Origin of the sequence: Allobosea sp., assembly GCF_036675845.1 — a bacterium.
GTDB lineage: Bacteria > Pseudomonadota > Alphaproteobacteria > Rhizobiales > Beijerinckiaceae > Allobosea.
In genome coordinates this window covers 1-15,786 of sequence record NZ_JAKFED010000065.1, presented here as the reverse complement: position 1 = coordinate 15,786, position 15,786 = coordinate 1, and the positions used below count along the sequence as shown (strand labels likewise).

Here is a 15,786-nt window from a genome sequence, read left to right as displayed (position 1 = left end):
CGGGGCTGCTCCAGACCGGAGCTTGCCTTCGCCCGGGCCCGGCCGAGCCGGGTCGGTGCCGTGCTCAGGCCTTGACCTTCACATAGCTGCCCGGCGCGTCCTCCAGCGGCTCGAGCTTGCCGTCGCCGGGCATGCGCGCCTTGACCTGCTTCGGCGCCTGCGCCTCGAGCCAGGCGAACCAGTGCGGCCACCATGAGCCGGGGTGCTCCTGCGCCCGCTGCATCCAGCCCTCGAAGGCGCCCTGCGGCTTTGGCCCGGTCCAGTACTGGTACTTGACCTTGCTCGGCGGGTTGACCACGCCGGCGATGTGCCCGGAGCCGGCCATGACATAGTCGACCGGCCCGCCGAAGGCCTGCGAGCCGATGAAGACCGAGTTCGCCGGGGCGATATGGTCCTCGCGCGTCGCGAGGTTGTAGACCGGGATGGTGACCTTGCCGAGGTCGAGCAGCTTGCCGCCGATGCGCATCTCGCCCTTGGTCAGCTTGTTGTCGAGATAGCAGTTGCGCAGATAGAAGGAATGGTTCGCCGCCGGCATCCGCGTCGAATCCGAGTTCCAGTAGAGCAGGTCGAAGGCGGTCGGGGCCTTGCCCTTGAGGTAGTTGTTGACGGCGTAGGACCAGATCAGGTCGTTCGGCCGCAGCATGTTGAAGGCGCCGGCCATGCGCGCCCCGTCGAGATAGCCGCGCTCGGCCATCTGCTCCTCGACGGCGCGGATCTGCTCCTCGTCGACGAAGACCGAGAGCTCGCCGGCATTGGAGAAGTCGACCTGGGTGGTGAAGAAGGTGGCGCTGGCGATGCGCTTGTCCCGGGTCGCCGCCATATAGGCGAGGGTGACGCCGAGCAGGGTGCCGCCGACGCAGTAGCCGATCGCCGAAACCTGCTTCTCGCCGCTCGCCTGCTCCACCGCCTCGAGCGCGGCGAAGATGCCCTCGCGCATATAGCTCTCGAAATCCTTCGCCGCATGGCGATGGTCGGGATTGACCCAGGAGATGCAGAACACGGTGAGCCCCTGGCCGACGCACCAGCGGATGAAGCTCTTCTCGGCATTGAGGTCGAGGATGTAGAACTTGTTGATCCAGGGCGGCACGATCAGCAAGGGCCGCTTCAGCACCTTCTCGGTCGACGGCGCGTACTGGATCAGCTCGATGATGTCGTTGCGGTAGATCACCTTGCCGGGCGTGGTCGCGATGTTGACGCCGACCTCGAAGGCGCGGTTGTCGGACTGGCGGATCTTGAGCTCGCCGCCGCCGGCCTGGACGTCCTCGGCCAGCATCTTCATGCCGCGCACCAGGTTCTCGCCGTTCTGCGCCAGCGTCTCGCGCAACAGCTCCGGATTGGTCGCGACGAAATTGGAGGGCGAGAGCGCCCCGGCGATCTGCTTGACGTAGAAGCGCGCCTTGTCGCGCGTATGCGGATCGAGGTCGTCGGCCTGCTCGACCATGCGCTCCGCCCAGCGCGAGGACAGGAGATAGGCCTGCTTGACGAAGTCGAAGACCGGATGGCTCTCCCATTCGGGGTCGGCGAAGCGGGCGTCGCGCCGTTCCGGCTCGATCACCGGCTCGGCCGGCTCGCCGCTGAGTCGCTTCAGCGTCGCGCTCCACAGGCTGAGGAAGTCGCCGGTGAGCGAGGCCTGCGCCTCGATGATCTTCTGCGGGTCGCTGACCCAGCGCTCCGCCACCCGTCCGAGCACCTTGACCATCTCGCTGGCCTCGTCGGCGGCGCCGGTCTTGGCCTCGCCGCGCTCGATCGGCTTCATATAGGCCGCCGTGACCTTGCCGGCCTCCTCGACGAGGCGGCCCATATTCTGCGCCATGGCATCGAAATCCGGCAGGGCAGGCGCATCGGGGACCGGCGGCTCCGCCGGGCCCGGTCCGCCCTTGCCCTTGCTGCCGGCGGGTCGGCTCATGGTATCGCTCCCTCGCGATTGCCGGCTTGCGCGATTGCTTGCCAGCGGGAGTTGAACTCCCCATTTCAGACCTATTAAGGACGTAGCTGATAAGCGTGACAAAGGAAATTCGTGGAAGCCGCGGCGATGCCTGAAACTCTGTTCCGGACCCCCTCGAGAACGGTCGCCACGACGCTGGTGCTCGCCGGCCTGCTCGGCGGCTGCAGCGCGGTCCAGGGCGCCGCCGAGCTCACCGGGCTTGCCACCAAGCCGGCCGAGCCGAAGCCCTTCGTCCTCGAGACGCGGCCGCAGGATCCGCGCTATGTCCCGGTCGGCACCACGATCTCGCGCGATGCCAAGCGCAAGACCGTCGAGGAGTTCAAGAAGCTCGAGGCCGAGCTCGAGGCCAAGCGCCTCTCCAATGTGGCGGCAGGGACGCAGGCGCAGAGCCTGGGCAACACGCCGCCGCCCGCTCCGGCCAAGCTGCCGACGGACTGAGCCGCCGCCCCGCGCCGCCATCGTGGCCTCGGGAGAGGCTCGGGAGACGCTTTGCGTCGCTGTTCGCTGAATCTTGCGTTTTTGGGCCTGTCACGGCGAAAGCTGCGATGCTAGAGCATCTCGGCGCAAGGAATGTGATTTGCCGCATTCGGAGCGCCTCAATGCCGGCTCGGCCAGGGACCGATTAGTAAGATGACCGACTTTCACCGCATCAAGCGCTTGCCGCCTTACGTTTTCGAGCAGGTCAACAAGATCAAGGCCGCCGAACGGGCCAAGGGCGTCGACATCATCGATCTCGGTATGGGCAATCCCGATCTGCCGGCACCGAAGCACGTCATCGACAAGCTGGTCGAGACCGCCGGCAAGCCGCGCACCGACCGCTATTCCGCCTCGAAGGGCATTGCCGGCCTGCGCCGCGCCCAGGCGAATTATTACGAGCGCCGCTTCGGCGTGAAGCTCAACCCCGACACCCAGGTCGTCGCCACGCTCGGTTCGAAGGAGGGCTTCGCCAACATGGCCCAGGCCATCACCGGCCCGGGCGACGTCGTGCTGGTGCCCAATCCGAGCTATCCGATCCACGCCTTCGGCTTCCTGATGGCGGGCGGCGTCATCCGCTCGGTCCCGGCCGAGCCGACGCCGGCCTTCTTCCCGGCGCTGGAGCGCGCGGTGATGCATTCGGTGCCCAAGCCGATCGCGCTCGTCACCTGCTATCCGGCGAACCCGACCGCCTATACCGCCTCGCTCGACTTCTATCGCGACCTCGTCGCCTTCGCGAAGAAGCACGAGCTGATCCTGCTTTCCGATCTCGCCTATGCCGAGGTCTATTTCGACGAGAAGAGCCCGCCGCCCTCGATGCTGCAGGTCCAGGGCGCGATCGACGTAACCGTCGAGTTCACCTCGATGTCGAAGACCTTCTCCATGGCCGGCTGGCGCATGGGCTTCGCCGTCGGCAACGAGCGGCTGCTGGCGGCGCTGGCGCGCGTTAAGTCCTATCTCGACTACGGCGCCTATACGCCGATCCAGGTCGCGGCGGCGGCGGCGCTGAACGGTCCCGACGATTGCATCCGCGAGATGCGCGAGACCTATCGCAAGCGCCGCGACGCGCTGGTCGAGAGCTTCGCCAAGGCCGGCTGGGACTTCCCGGCGCCACAGGCCTCGATGTTCGCCTGGGTGCCGATCCCGGAGAAATTCCGGCATCTCGGCTCGCTGGAATTCTCCAAGCTGCTGATCGAGAAGGCCGAGGTCGCGGTCGCGCCGGGCATCGGCTTCGGCGAGCATGGCGACGATTTCGTCCGCATCGCCATCGTCGAGAACGAGCAGCGCATCCGCCAGGCCGCCCGCAATATCGGCCGCTTCCTGAAGAGCGCCGACCAGACCCTGCACAACGTCATCCAGATGCCGCAGGCGGGGTAGGGCGGCGCCGATCGTCATTGCGAGGAGCGTAAGTTCCGAAGCAATCCAGGGGCCGTCGAGCGAGCCCTCCTGGATTGCTTCGCTTACGCTCGCAATGACGTTCGTGCCCTTGCAGCTTGCTGGCACTGGACCGCGCAGCAAAAACATGGGAACCCGAACCGCCGGAACCACCGGCTGAGGAGAGGCGGCGGATATGGTCTCGAAAGGCCGTGTGATCGGGGTGCTCTTCGGCCTGTTCGCGCTGGTCTGCCTGTTTGCGACCTATGATTTCTCGCGCGGGCGGACGGCCGATACCGATTCGCCGCTGGTCGGCGAGGTGCTGGCCGCGACCAAGGCGCGCGAATGCGGCCGCGACGCCACCGAGATCGTCGCCCGCTACCTGCCGCTCGGCATGGACCAAAGCGAGGCCGAGAAGGTCCTGGCCCAGACCGTGATCCGCCCGCCGACGCCCTGGTTCTGGAAGCCGGTGAACGAGAACTCGACGGTGTGGAACGGCGACAGCCTCGAGGCGCTGCGCACGATCAAGACCACGGCCTTCGGCAACCAGTTGCTGCGTCTCTATCTCAGCTTCGGCGACGGCAAGCTCCGCAAGCTGGCGGCGGAGGTGGTCTGCCGCTTCGATTGAGGGGCAGGGCGCCTGTTTCTCGCTGTGCAGAAGCGTTCCCGTCGGCGTTCCCGCCGGCATATGGCGGGTGCTCCGCCGTTGACTCAAGTCCCGCCCCATGCGACCCCGCGCGGCATGACCATGCACGCTCCGCCCCCTGACTCCCGGCCCCTGCGCGTCGGCATCGCCGGCCTCGGCACTGTCGGTGCGGCGGTCGCCGCCATCCTGAAACGCCAGGAGAATGCGCTTTCCGCCCGCTGCGGCCGGCCGGTGCGCGTCACCGCCGTTTCGGCCCGCGACCGCAGCCGCGACCGCGGCATCGACCTTTCGGGTTTCACCTGGTTCGACGATCCGGTCGCGCTCGCAGCCTCGGCCGAGATCGATTGCCTGGTCGAGCTGATCGGCGGCTCCGACGGGCCTGCCAAGCAGGCGGTGGAAGCGGCGCTTTCGGCCGGCAAGCCGGTCGTGACCGCCAACAAGGCATTGCTCGCCACCCATGGCGTGGCGCTGGCCGAGCTCGCCGAGGCCAATGGCGCGGCGCTCGCCTTCGAGGCCTCGTCGGCCGGCGGCATCCCGGTGGTGAAGACGCTGCGCGAGGCGCTGTCCGGCAACAATGTCAGCCGCCTCTACGGCATCCTCAACGGCACCTGCAATTACATCCTCTCGCGCATGGAGCTCGAGGGCCTGACCTTCGAGGCCTGCCTGAAGGACGCCCAGCGGCTCGGCTACGCCGAGGCCGACCCGACCTTCGACGTCGAGGGTTTCGACACCGCCCACAAGCTCGCGATCCTGACCAGCCTCGCCTTCGGCACGAAGATCGACGCCGAAGCGATTCATGTCGAAGGGATTTCCTCGATCACGCCGCTCGACCTCAAGATGGCCGACGAGCTCGGCTACCGGATCAAGCTGCTCGGTGTCGCCGAGCGCACCAAGACCGGCATCGAGCAGCGCGTCCACCCGACCATGGTGCCGAAATCCTCGGCCATCGCCCAGGTCATGGGTGTCACCAACGCCGTCACCATCGACGCCGATGCGGTCCGCGAGATCACCCTGGTCGGCCCGGGCGCCGGCGGCGGCCCGACCGCCTCGGCGGTGATCGCCGACATCGCCGACGTCGCCCGCGGCACGGCCGGACTGCCCTTCGGCATGCCGGTCGCCCGGCTCGAGCAGCCGATGCGTGCGCCGATGCAGCGTCATGAGGGCGGCTATTACATCCGCCTCGCCGTCGCCGACCGGCCGGGCGCCGCCGCCGCCATCGCGACCCGCATGGCCGAGGCGAACATCTCGCTCGAAAGCATCGTCCAGCGCCGCTCGGAGGCCGCCGCGGCGCGCGATCCCGGCGGGCGCTCCGGCGCGCCGGTCCCGGTCGTGCTGATCACCTACGCCACCAGCGAGCAGGCGATCCGCGGCGCGCTGGAGAAGGTCGGCGCCGACGGGCATATTTCCGAGCCGCCGCAGGTCATCCGTATAGAGCGGGAGTAGGGCAGCGGTCGATCGGCGGTGGGGATGCTCCGCTGCCGATCGTCCGGTCGCCGTCTGCCGAAACAGAGGAAAAGCCCATGTCCGTCGATCTCCGCATCTCGCCCGACCAGATCATCGAGCGCTATCTCTCGATGGAGCTGGTGCGCGTCACCGAGCGCGCCGCCGTCGCCGCCGCCCGCCTGCGCGGCCATGGCGACGAGAAGGCGGCCGACCAGGCCGCCGTCGACGCGATGCGGCGCGAGCTCAACCGCCTGCCGATCGACGGCGAGATCGTCATCGGCGAAGGCGAGCGCGACCAGGCGCCGATGCTCTATATCGGCGAGAAGGTCGGCAACAAGCAGGGGCCGAAGGTCCACATCGCCGTCGACCCGCTCGAGGGCACGACGCTCTGCGCCAAGGACATGCCGGGCTCGATCGCGGTGATGGCGATGGCCGGCGCCGGCCAGCTGCTCTACGCGCCGGACGTCTACATGAACAAGATCGCGATCGGCCCCGGCTATCCGCCCGGCATCGTCGACCTCGACGCCTCGGCAGCGGACAACATCAATGCGCTGGCCCGCGCCAAGGGCTGCCGGCCGCATGAGATCAACACGCTGATCATGGACCGGCCGCGCCACGAGAAGCTGATCGCGGAAGTCCGCAAGACCGGCGCCTCGATCCGGCTGATCACCGATGGTGACGTTGCCGGCGTGATCTTCTGCACCGAGCCGGAGAAGACCGGCATCGACCTCTATCTCGGCATCGGCGGTGCCCCCGAGGGCGTGCTCGCCGCTGCTGCGCTGCGTTGCGTCGGCGGCCAGATGCAGGGCCGCCTGATCCTCGACACCGAGGAGAAGCGGGCCCGCGCCGCGACCATGGGCGTCAAGGACCCGAACCACAAATACGACATGGCCGAGATGGCCTCGGGCGACGTCATCGTCTGCGCCACCGGCGTCACCGATGGCGGCATGCTGTCGGGCGTCCGCTTCGGCCCCGAGGTGATCGAGACCGAGACCATCGTCTACCGCTCGATCACCGGCACCGTCCGCCGCATCTATGGCGAGCACCGCGAGTTCGGGAAGTTCAACCTCGACTGAGGACGGACGGAAGGCCCGGCTCGGATCGACGGCGCGCTCAGCGCGCCGTCATCACGGCATGGGTGAAGCCGGGCTCGACGAAGATCACGCTGCCGTCCGGCAGGCCGAGGATCCGGTCCACGGCGAGCCCGAGGAACTGGAAGCGCGCGTCGAGCGCTTCGATGGCGGCCGCCTCTGCGGGCGTTCCCGAGACCGCGATCGTGCGCGCCACGGCATCATGGGTGCTGGCGCCGAGATGCAGGATGATCTCGGCCGCCGCCTCCGGCGCCGGCACGGCGAAGATGCCCTCGGCCTGGCCTTCGGCGATGATGCGGGTCAGCACCGGCAGCATCACCGCGATCGAGGCGCCGTTGACCCGGTGGTAGAGCACGATGTTCTCGGGCCGGAACACGACATCGAACGCAGCCCGCAGCTTCGGCGCATCTTCGATCTTCATCTGGCGCGAGCGCGCCAGGAAGCCGTTCAGGCGGGCGAGCGCGCCGAGTGCCGGGTCTTCGAGGATGTCGCGGACGCGGGCGACCGCATCCTTTGCCAGCCGGGCGGCGAGCGCCTCCAGCAGGTCCTCCTTCGAGGCGAAGTGGTGGTAGAAGCCGCCCTTGGAGATTCCCGCTTTGGCGATGACGTCGCTGATCGTCGTCCGCTCGTAGCCCTGCTCGAAGAACAGCGCCTGTGCGCAATCGAGCAATTCGCTCCTGCGATCCTCGGGGTGCTTCACGACGCGCGGCATGCTGCTCCGATCTGGTTCCGGCTTGACGACCGACCGTCGGTCGGTAAAATGACCGACGGTCGGTCTGGCGATAGATTACTGCCAGGGAGGGCATCGGCGCAACGGCGATCCATCGCCGCTGGGGCCTGCCGGAAAGCCGGAATTCGATGGCGCAGGGCGCCGCCTCCGCAGGGGGAATGTCGTGAAGATCCTTCGCAGCCTGGTCGTCCTTGTCGCGGTTGCGGCGGCGGGCGCGGCCTTCTGGTCTTATAGCCGGCCGGCAATGGTCGCGACCGTGGCGGCCAAGCGTGGCGATGCCGCCGACATCGTCTATGCCACCGGCGTCGTCGAGCCGCGGATCTGGGCCAAGGTGACCCCGCTCGTCCGCGAGCGCATCGTCGAGCGCTGCGATTGCGAGGGGCGCCGGGTCGAGAAGGGCGAGATCCTGGCCCGGCTGGACAGCGTCCAGGCGGAAGCCGCGCTGGCGGAGCTCAAGGCGCGGCACAAGCTCGCCACCGCCGAGCATGAGCGCCTCGCCGTCCTGGTCGAGCGCAATGTCATGAGCCAGCAGGCGCTGGACCGGATCCGCAGCGAGGTCGGGCAGGCGGCGGCGCTGGTCGCCGGCCAGACGGCGAGACTGGAGAACTATGTCCTGCGCGCTCCGATGCGCGGCACGGTCCTGCGCCGCGATGGCGAGGTCGGCGAGATCGCCGAGCCCGGCACGGTGCTGTTCTGGATCGGCGAGGCCAGGCCGCTGCGCGTCGTCGCCGAGGTGAACGAGGAGGACATCCCGCAGGTCAAGCCGGGCCAGCGCGCCCTGGTCCGGGCCGATGCCTTCCCGGGCCGGACGCTGGAGGCGACCGTCGACAGCATCACCCCAAAGGGCGACCCGGTGGCCAAGAACTACCGGGTCTACCTCGCCTTGCCCGACGACACGCCGGTGCTGATCGGCATGACGGTCGAGGTCAACATTGTCACCCGCGTGGCACGCGAGGCCCTGCTGCTGCCGGTCAATGCCGTCCAGGGCGATGCCGTCTTCGTCGTCGAGGGCGATGTCGCCCGCCGCCGCGAGCTTGCCATCGGCATTCGCGGCACGAGCGAGGTCGAGGTGCTGTCGGGCCTGCCCGAGGGCGCCCGCATCGTCGCTCCCTATCCCGACAAGCTCGGCGACGGCGCCCGCGTCCGGCTGCAGGGCGGCTGAGCCATGCGGCTGATCCTGGCCCTGGCGCTGACGCATATCATGGGGCGGGGCCGGCAGACGCTCGTCGCCGTGCTCGGCGTCGCGCTCGGCGTCGGCTTCTCGATCGCCATGGCCTCGCTGATGCAGGGCGGCGAGGACGATTTCGTCGCCAAGCTCGTCGACACCATGCCGCATGTCGACATCACCGATGAGCGCCGCGCCGCGCGCCGCCAGCCGGCGCAGGACGAGTTCCAGGTGCTCCACATCGCCGGGCTGCGCCCCAGGGAGGATCGCCGCGGCATCCTGAACCCGACCGAGGCGACCGCGATGCTGCGCGCCTGGGTGCCCGGCAGGATGGCGCTCAGCCTGAAGACGCAAGGGGTGGTGCGCTATGCCGGGCGCGATGTCGGCATCGCCATCATCGGCATCGAGCCGGAGGCCGAGAGGCAGGTCTCCTCGCTCGCCAAGGACTTTCGCCAGGGCAGCTTCGCCTCGCTGATCGCCGGCGGAAACAACATCGTCGTCGGCGACCGGCTGGCGCAGCGCCTCGGCGCCGAGCTTGGCACCACGGTGACGGTGGTCTCCGCCACCGGGCAGAGCCGCGCCTTCAAGATCGTCGGCCTGTTCCACACCGGCACCACCGCCCGCGACGAGGGCGAGAGCTATGTCCTGCTCAAGAACGCGCAGATCCTGAGCGAGCGCCCGAACGCGATCAACGAGATCCGGCTGAAGCTCGACGATCCCAACGCCGCCCCGCAGGTGGCGCGGCGGGCCGAGGCGCAGCTCGGCTACAAGGCGGTGGCCTGGCAGGAGGCGAACGAGTCGCTGCTCGAGGCCTTGGTGATCCGGAACGTCATCATGTACACCGTCGTCGGCGCCATCCTGCTGGTCGCCGGCTTCGGCATCTTCAACATCATCTCGACCATCACCCATGAGAAGGCGCGCGACATCGCCATCCTGAAGTCGCTCGGCTTCACGCAGGCCGACATGCGCCGCCTCTTCCTGCTGGAGGGGCTGGCGCTCGGGGCCGGCGGCTCGCTGATCGGCTGGGCCATTGGCTTCGGGCTCTGCTTCGCGCTCTCGCTCGTCCGCTTCGAATTGTCGGGCGCCAGCGTCGCGCAGGAGATCACGCGGCTGCCGCTGGCCTGGAGCTTCTGGCACTACCTGATCGCGGCCGGCCTCGCCCTGACCTCGGCCGGCATCGCCGGCTACCTGCCGGCAAGGCAGGCGGCGCGGCTCAATCCCGTCGACATCATCCGGGGGGCGACATGAGCGCCCTGATCGAGACCGCGGGGCTGACCCGCATCCTGCCCGCCACCGTCCCGGTGACGCTGGTGCAGGACGTGACGCTGTCGATCGGCGCGGGCGAGTTCGTTGCCATCACCGGCCCGTCCGGCTCGGGCAAGTCTTCGCTGCTCTATCTGCTCGGCCTGCTCGACCGGCCGAGCGCCGGCGCGCTGCGCATCGCCGGCCGCGACACGGCGGGGCTGAGCGAGGACGAGCGGGCGCAGATCAGGCTGGCGACGCTCGGCTTCGTCTTCCAGTTCCATTTCCTGCTGCCGGAATTCACCGTCCGCGAGAATGTCGAGATCCCGATGCGCCGGCTCGGGCGCCTCGGGGCCGGCGCGATGCGCGAGCGCTCGACGCAACTGCTCGAGGCGCTCGGCCTCGCCGACCATCTCGACAAGCGGCCCGAGCAGCTCTCCGGCGGCCAGCGCCAGCGCGTCGCCGTCGCCCGCTCGCTGGCCAACGATCCGCCGCTCGTCCTCGCCGACGAGCCGACCGGCAGCCTCGACAGCAAGAATTCCGAGCAGGTCTTCGCGATTCTCGATGCCCTGGTGCGCGAGCGCGGCAAGACCGTCGTCGCCGTCACCCATGACAGCGGGATGGCGGCGCGCGCCAGCCGGCGCATCCACCTCGTCGACGGCCGGCAGGCGGAGGCTTGAAGCGCCGGCTTCGCGGTGGAACGCCGCTCAGGCCTCGGTCTGCGGCTGCGTCTGCCGCCGGAACCCCGTCGCCAGCACATAGAGTTCGGAGGAATCCGCCCGGCTTGCCGCCGGCTTGAGATTGCGGACGCTGGCGAAGTCGCGCTTCAGTTCGGCGAGCAGTGCCGCGCTCTCGCCGCCCTGGAACAGCTTGGCGAGGAAGAAGCCGCCTGGCGCCAGCACGTCATTGGCGAATTCAAGCGCCGCTTCCGCCAGGCCGATGATCTTGAGATGGTCGGTCTTCTTGTGGCCGGTGGTGTTGGCCGCCATGTCGGACATCACGCCGTCGGCCTTGCCGCCGAGCTTCTGCGTCAGCAGGGCAGGGGCCTCGTCCGCCATGAAGTCGAGCTCGATCAGCTCGACGCCCGGGATCGGGTCGACCGGCAGCAGGTCGATGCCGACGATCCGGCCCTTGCCCTTGTCGAGGCCGATCTTCGCCGCCGCGACCTGGCACCAGCCGCCCGGCGCGCAGCCGAGATCGAGCAGCTTCTGGCCGGGTTTCAGGAACTTGTGGCGCTCGTCCATCTCGGCGAGCTTGAAGGCGGCCCGCGAGCGGTAGCCCATCTCGCGGGCGCGCTTGACGTAAGGGTCGTTGAGCTGGCGTTCGAGCCAGAGCTGCGAGGAATGGCTGCGCTTGGCCGGCTTCTTGACCTTGACGCGCAGGTCGCGGGCGCCGCCGCTCGGTTTGGAAGGCTTCATGGCTTCGACTTAACTCATTGCCGGCGTCGCCACCAAGCCCGGTCCTCATGCATCATGCGGAGCAGAATGCCCTCGCGCAGGCCGCGATCGGCGATGCGCACCATCGGGCTCGGAAAGGCACGGCGGATCGCCTCGAAGATGGCGCAGCCGGCCAGCACCAGATCGGCGCGGTCGCGACCGATGCAGGCATTGGCCTGGCGCTGGGCATAGTCCATGGCGACCAGTTCGTCGATGACGCTGAGCACGTCCTCCTCGCGCATCCACAGCCCGTCGACCTGGCGCCGGTCATAGCGCGGCAGGCGCAGATGGATGCCGGCGACGGTGGTGACCGTGCCGGAGGTGCCGAGCAGATGGAAGCCCGGCGCCCGGCGTGCCGCCGCCGCCTTGTCGGCGAAGGGCTTCAGCGCCGCGCTGCAATCGGTGACCATGCGCTCGAACAGGTCGCGCCCGACCTCGACGCCGCCATAGCGCTCGGCGACCGAGACCACGCCGATCGGCAGCGAGGCCCATTCGCGGATGCGGGAGGCTGGGTCGCGGCCGGCTTCGCGCCCGCCGAGCCAGACGATCTCGGTCGAGCCGCCGCCGATGTCGAAGACGATGACCGCATTGGCCTCCGGCGCGGCGAGCGCGGCGCAGCCGGTGACGGCGAGCGAGGCTTCGGTACGCTGGTCGACGATCTCGAGCTCGAGCTCGGCCTCGCGCCCGACGCGGCGGACGAAATCGGACCCGTTGGCCGCGGCGCGGCAGGCCTCGGTGGTGATCAGCCGGGCGCGGGTGACGCCGCGATGGTCCATCTTGCTCTTGCAGATCTTCAGCGCCTCGACGGCGCGCTCCATGGCGCCCTCGCAGAGCCGGCCACTCGCAGAAAGCCCTTCGCCGAGGCGCACGATCCGCGAGAAGGCGTCGACGACGCGAAAGCCGTGCTGGGCCGGCCGGGCGATCAGCAGGCGGCAATTATTGGTGCCGAGATCGAGCGCCGCATAGGTCGCTTGCGGCCGGCGCTGGAATACCGGCGCCGGAAATCCGCTGACGGCGGTCGCGGCGCAATCCGTCGCCGCAGCGAGCGCTGCGACCACGGGTCGGTCCGATTCCTGGCGGTCCTCGACCGTCACTCTGGCGATCCTTCACCGGCCCTGGCCATCGCGACGGCCCACCGGAGCCCGGCACGAGGCCGGAGCGTTTCCATTCGTCGGCAGCGTAACAACAGCGCGAGGCGCCTGCCAAGCGGAACCTGCGGAAGCGAAGCATTGCGGGCCGGGAAGTCCACCGCTTGCCTGAAGGGCGGCTTGGCGGCAAAGTTCGCGCAGAACCTGCTCTGTCTTGAAGATGAGAGCCGGCGGACGAGGGCGAGGGGAGAGACGGCATGGCGGCGCGGCGCATGATCCTGGCGATCGACCAGGGCACCACCTCCTCGCGCGCCATCCTGTTCGACGATCGCCTCCAGCCCGTCGCCAGCGCCCAGCAGGAGTTCACTCAGCATTATCCCGCCTCCGGCTGGGTCGAGCACGAGGCGGAGGATCTCTGGGAAAGCACGCTTTCGGTCTGCCGCCAGGCGCTCGTCCAGGCGCAGGCGGGCGCGACCGAGGTCGCCGCCATCGGCATCGCCAACCAGCGCGAGACCACGCTCGTCTGGGACCGGCGCACCGGCCAGGCGATCCACCGCGCCATCGTCTGGCAGGACCGGCGCACGGCCGCGCGCTGCGCCGCGCTGGAGGCGCAGGGCCATGGCGCGCTCGTTGCCGCCCGCACGGGCCTGCGGCTCGATCCCTATTTCTCCGGCAGCAAGATCGCCTGGATCCTCGACAATGTCCCCGGCGCCCGCGAACGCGCCGTGCGCGGCGAACTCGCCTTTGGCACCGTCGATTCCTTCCTGCTCTGGCGGCTGACCGGCGGGCGCGTCCACGCCACCGACGCGACCAATGCCTCGCGCACCATGCTGTTCGACATCCACAAGGGCTGCTGGGACGAGGAGCTCCTGGCGCTGCTCGACATTCCCGCCTCGCTGTTGCCGGAGGTCCGCGACTGCGCCACGCTCTTCGGCGAGAGCGAGCCGGAACTGCTCGGTGCCGCCATCCCGATTCGCGGCATCGCCGGCGACCAGCAGGCGGCGACCATCGGCCAGGCCTGCTTCTCGCCCGGCATGCTCAAATCGACCTATGGCACCGGCTGCTTCGCCTTGCTCAACACCGGCACCAGGGCGGTCGCCTCGCAGAGCCGGCTGCTGACCACGATCGCCTACCAGTTCGGCGGCGAGCGCCATTACGCGCTCGAAGGGTCGATCTTCATCGCCGGCGCCGCCGTGCAATGGCTGCGCGACGGGCTCGGCATCATCGAAAGGGCCTCGCAGAGCGGCCCGCTGGCGGCCAATGCCGACCCCGGCCAGCAGGTCTATCTGGTGCCGGCCTTCACCGGGCTCGGCGCGCCGCATTGGGACGCCAATGCCCGGGGCGCCATGTTCGGCCTGACCCGCAACACCGGGCCGCGCGAATTTGCCCGCGCCGCGCTGGATTCGGTCTGCTTCCAGACGCTCGACCTGCTCGAGGCGATGCGCGCCGACTGGCCGGAGGCCAAGGGCGCCGGGACCGTGCTGCGCGTCGACGGCGGCATGGTCGCCTCCGACTGGACGATGCAGCGCCTCGCCGACATCCTCGCCGCTCCCGTCGACCGCCCGGAGGTGCTGGAGACGACGGCACTGGGCGCGGCCTATCTCGCCGGGCTCGATGCCGGCCTGCTGCCCGAGCCGGCCGGGTTCGGCGACCGCTGGCGGCTCGAGCGGCGCTTCTCGCCGGCCTTGGCGGAAGGCCCGCGCAAGACGCTGGTCGCCGGCTGGCGCGACGCGGTGCGGCGCACGCTGAGCGCCGGCTGAGCCGCTCCGACGGCTCTTCGCCGCGCAGCGGACGCCTGGCCGGCGAATGCCTGCCGTTCGACGGCCGTTTCGGTCCGCTCGCAACCTGCTCCGCCTTGCGCCGGCGCCTCGGGCGGACCGGACGGCCGTCCGGACGGCGAGGGGAGTCGGCTTGGCGCCCATGGTCGTGGGGCATCCGGCCGGCGAACATCTGGCTGTTCCGCGAACGATTGGCCCCGATGGCTGCTTCGCCAGCGCCCGCCTCGCGGGTCCGGGAACTTGCCCGGCTGGGAAAGGTTGATCGCGGCCGGGGAACGGGTGTGGGAGGCTGCCGGAAAGGAGCCTGCACGAAGATCGCAGACAAGGCTTGCAACCGGGGCCGAGGTTGGGTAGACCGCGCCATCCGACGCGTCGCGCCACGCGCCCGTTGGGGGATCGTCTAACGGTAGGACCCCAGACTCTGACTCTGGTTGTCTAGGTTCGAATCCTAGTCCCCCAGCCACTTTCTCGTAAGTGGTTGATTTTAAAGCGAAATTCAAAATCATCGTAACAGTCGGACGTGACGCGGCAGGCTGTCGCGGAGGCGCTGTGTGCATCCGCCAGCCGGCTAGTTCGTTGCCTCGGTCGCGCATATGATGCCTATGGCGATTCCTCGTTAGAACCAGCCGAGCTGTGGCGGGGCAGGATTGAAGACGGGTCGTAACGAGCGGTGCCCATGCGGTAGCGGGCTCAAATACAAAAAGTGCCATGGAGGTGCCGTCGTGCCTCCCCAGCCTCTCATTATCCCGCCACCTACACCCTCACCAGAAACCTACCGCGAACGGTTCAAGGCGCGGGAACTGCAGCGCCAACTCCAACAAGGCGCTGGGCGCCCGATCGTGTCCACCCTTGGCGCTAACGGCCGCAGATTTGTATCTGTCGGCGATGACGTTGCCGACGCTAGCAGATTCAAAACGTTCTCTGACTTCCTTATCGCCTACATGCATCGCGTGCTCGGGCATGAATGGTTCAAAGCCGAAGAGGCCAAACCTCCGCCGGAGATGCACGCCGTCGCCTACTGGAAGACCTTATTCTTCAAACAGAGGAAAACGGCTAGAACGCAGAATGGAATTGCTATTTTACCAGATTCTGGCGCAATTTCTGCGTTTGTTGGGTTATCTTATAGTTTGTATTTGATGCGTCACAATAATGACCTTCAGTCGAGAATGATTTCGCGGCTGAAGGATAGGCGACAATTCCAAGGGTCTTATTATGAGATATCAATTGCGAACGCTCTAATACGATCTGGATTTGATTTAGAACTTGAAGATGAATCCGATAACGAGAGGAAGCATTGCGAGTTCGCCGCGCGATCTCTCGGAACCGGAACTAGGTATTCCGTCGAGTGTAAAATGCGATCCGTGGCAGGGGCAG

14 protein-coding genes, 1 tRNA gene and 1 pseudogene are annotated in these 15,786 nt (G+C 68.3%); 12 read left to right on the top strand and 4 right to left on the bottom strand.

What is annotated here, in order from left to right; all coding sequences use genetic code 11:
- Window positions 1–64 precede the first annotated feature (64 nt).
- Window positions 65–1,906 carry a class I poly(R)-hydroxyalkanoic acid synthase gene (phaC, locus tag V6M56_RS08040; RefSeq protein ID WP_442881108.1) on the bottom strand — a complete coding sequence of 614 codons (1,842 nt, stop codon included), beginning with the start codon at window positions 1,904–1,906 and terminating at the stop codon, window positions 65–67.
- 126 nt (window positions 1,907–2,032) lie between these two features.
- Here phaC and V6M56_RS08035 point away from each other — a divergent pair, with 126 nt between their 5' ends.
- The 5 genes from V6M56_RS08035 to glpX all read left to right on the top strand — a co-directional run bounded on the left by V6M56_RS08035 (window position 2,033) and on the right by glpX (window position 6,958).
- On the top strand, window positions 2,033–2,383 hold the full coding sequence (locus tag V6M56_RS08035) for a hypothetical protein (RefSeq protein ID WP_332682695.1): 351 nt from the start codon (window positions 2,033–2,035) through the stop codon (window positions 2,381–2,383).
- A gap of 192 nt (window positions 2,384–2,575) precedes the next feature.
- Complete coding sequence (locus V6M56_RS08030) at window positions 2,576–3,796, top strand: LL-diaminopimelate aminotransferase (RefSeq protein ID WP_332682693.1); 1,221 nt, start codon at window positions 2,576–2,578, stop codon at window positions 3,794–3,796.
- Between the two features lie 193 nt (window positions 3,797–3,989).
- Window positions 3,990–4,421, top strand: a complete 432-nt coding sequence (locus V6M56_RS08025) for a hypothetical protein (protein ID WP_332682691.1) — start codon at window positions 3,990–3,992, stop codon at window positions 4,419–4,421.
- A gap of 120 nt (window positions 4,422–4,541) precedes the next feature.
- Window positions 4,542–5,882: a homoserine dehydrogenase gene (locus V6M56_RS08020; RefSeq protein WP_332682719.1), complete on the top strand. Its 1,341-nt coding sequence runs from the start codon at window positions 4,542–4,544 to the stop codon at window positions 5,880–5,882.
- Between the two features lie 77 nt (window positions 5,883–5,959).
- Window positions 5,960–6,958 (top strand): class II fructose-bisphosphatase, encoded by a 999-nt coding sequence (glpX, locus tag V6M56_RS08015; protein ID WP_332682688.1) that lies wholly within the window; start codon window positions 5,960–5,962, stop codon window positions 6,956–6,958.
- Window positions 6,959–6,995: 37 nt separating this feature from the next.
- On the opposite strand, the gene V6M56_RS08010 is transcribed toward glpX, so the two are convergent.
- Entirely contained in the window at window positions 6,996–7,685 is a 690-nt protein-coding gene (locus V6M56_RS08010; RefSeq protein WP_332682686.1) for a TetR/AcrR family transcriptional regulator, read from the bottom strand.
- Window positions 7,686–7,866: 181 nt separating this feature from the next.
- On the opposite strand from V6M56_RS08010, the gene V6M56_RS08005 reads away from it, so the two are divergent.
- Genes V6M56_RS08005 through V6M56_RS07995 form a run of 3 tightly spaced genes read left to right on the top strand, consistent with a single transcriptional unit; the run spans window position 7,867 to window position 10,790 of the window.
- Window positions 7,867–8,865 (top strand): efflux RND transporter periplasmic adaptor subunit, encoded by a 999-nt coding sequence (locus tag V6M56_RS08005; RefSeq protein WP_332682684.1) that lies wholly within the window; start codon window positions 7,867–7,869, stop codon window positions 8,863–8,865.
- Between the two features lie 3 nt (window positions 8,866–8,868).
- On the top strand, window positions 8,869–10,116 hold the full coding sequence (locus tag V6M56_RS08000; protein ID WP_332682682.1) for an ABC transporter permease: 1,248 nt from the start codon (window positions 8,869–8,871) through the stop codon (window positions 10,114–10,116).
- Window positions 10,113–10,790: an ABC transporter ATP-binding protein gene (locus V6M56_RS07995; RefSeq protein WP_332682680.1), complete on the top strand. Its 678-nt coding sequence runs from the start codon at window positions 10,113–10,115 to the stop codon at window positions 10,788–10,790. Before V6M56_RS08000 ends, V6M56_RS07995 begins: the two co-directional genes overlap by 4 nt.
- A 27-nt stretch (window positions 10,791–10,817) precedes the next feature.
- On the opposite strand, the gene V6M56_RS07990 is transcribed toward V6M56_RS07995, so the two are convergent.
- On the bottom strand, window positions 10,818–11,528 hold the full coding sequence (locus tag V6M56_RS07990; protein WP_332682679.1) for an RlmE family RNA methyltransferase: 711 nt from the start codon (window positions 11,526–11,528) through the stop codon (window positions 10,818–10,820).
- 14 nt (window positions 11,529–11,542) lie between these two features.
- On the bottom strand, window positions 11,543–12,640 hold the full coding sequence (locus V6M56_RS07985) for a Ppx/GppA phosphatase family protein (protein ID WP_332682677.1): 1,098 nt from the start codon (window positions 12,638–12,640) through the stop codon (window positions 11,543–11,545).
- A 251-nt stretch (window positions 12,641–12,891) separates the two neighbouring features.
- Between V6M56_RS07985 and glpK the strand changes: the two genes are divergently transcribed.
- The 4 genes and pseudogenes from glpK to V6M56_RS07970 form a co-directional block, all read left to right on the top strand.
- Window positions 12,892–14,394: a glycerol kinase GlpK gene (gene glpK / locus V6M56_RS07980; RefSeq protein ID WP_332682676.1), complete on the top strand. Its 1,503-nt coding sequence runs from the start codon at window positions 12,892–12,894 to the stop codon at window positions 14,392–14,394.
- Between the two features lie 407 nt (window positions 14,395–14,801).
- Window positions 14,802–14,875: transfer RNA gene (locus V6M56_RS07975), tRNA-Gln, on the top strand.
- Between the two features lie 184 nt (window positions 14,876–15,059).
- Window positions 15,060–15,125, top strand: a pseudogene (locus V6M56_RS22650) (SEC-C metal-binding domain-containing protein); the annotation flags it as partial.
- Between the two features lie 9 nt (window positions 15,126–15,134).
- Window positions 15,135–15,786 (top strand): hypothetical protein (locus tag V6M56_RS07970; RefSeq protein WP_332682674.1); only part of this gene is annotated, 652 nt, incomplete at its 3' end.

Coding starts and splice junctions, on each gene's coding strand:
- V6M56_RS07990 (WP_332682679.1), bottom strand. CDS start 11,528: ATGAAGCCTTCCAAACCGAGCGGCGGCGCCCGCGACCTGCGCGTCAAG.
- V6M56_RS08020 (WP_332682719.1), top strand. CDS start 4,542: ATGCACGCTCCGCCCCCTGACTCCCGGCCCCTGCGCGTCGGCATCGCC.
- glpX (WP_332682688.1), top strand. CDS start 5,960: ATGTCCGTCGATCTCCGCATCTCGCCCGACCAGATCATCGAGCGCTAT.
- V6M56_RS08030 (WP_332682693.1), top strand. CDS start 2,576: ATGACCGACTTTCACCGCATCAAGCGCTTGCCGCCTTACGTTTTCGAG.
- V6M56_RS08000 (WP_332682682.1), top strand. CDS start 8,869: ATGCGGCTGATCCTGGCCCTGGCGCTGACGCATATCATGGGGCGGGGC.
- glpK (WP_332682676.1), top strand. CDS start 12,892: ATGGCGGCGCGGCGCATGATCCTGGCGATCGACCAGGGCACCACCTCC.
- V6M56_RS07995 (WP_332682680.1), top strand. CDS start 10,113: ATGAGCGCCCTGATCGAGACCGCGGGGCTGACCCGCATCCTGCCCGCC.
- V6M56_RS08035 (WP_332682695.1), top strand. CDS start 2,033: ATGCCTGAAACTCTGTTCCGGACCCCCTCGAGAACGGTCGCCACGACG.
- phaC (WP_442881108.1), bottom strand. CDS start 1,906: ATGAGCCGACCCGCCGGCAGCAAGGGCAAGGGCGGACCGGGCCCGGCG.
- V6M56_RS08010 (WP_332682686.1), bottom strand. CDS start 7,685: ATGCCGCGCGTCGTGAAGCACCCCGAGGATCGCAGGAGCGAATTGCTC.
- V6M56_RS08025 (WP_332682691.1), top strand. CDS start 3,990: ATGGTCTCGAAAGGCCGTGTGATCGGGGTGCTCTTCGGCCTGTTCGCG.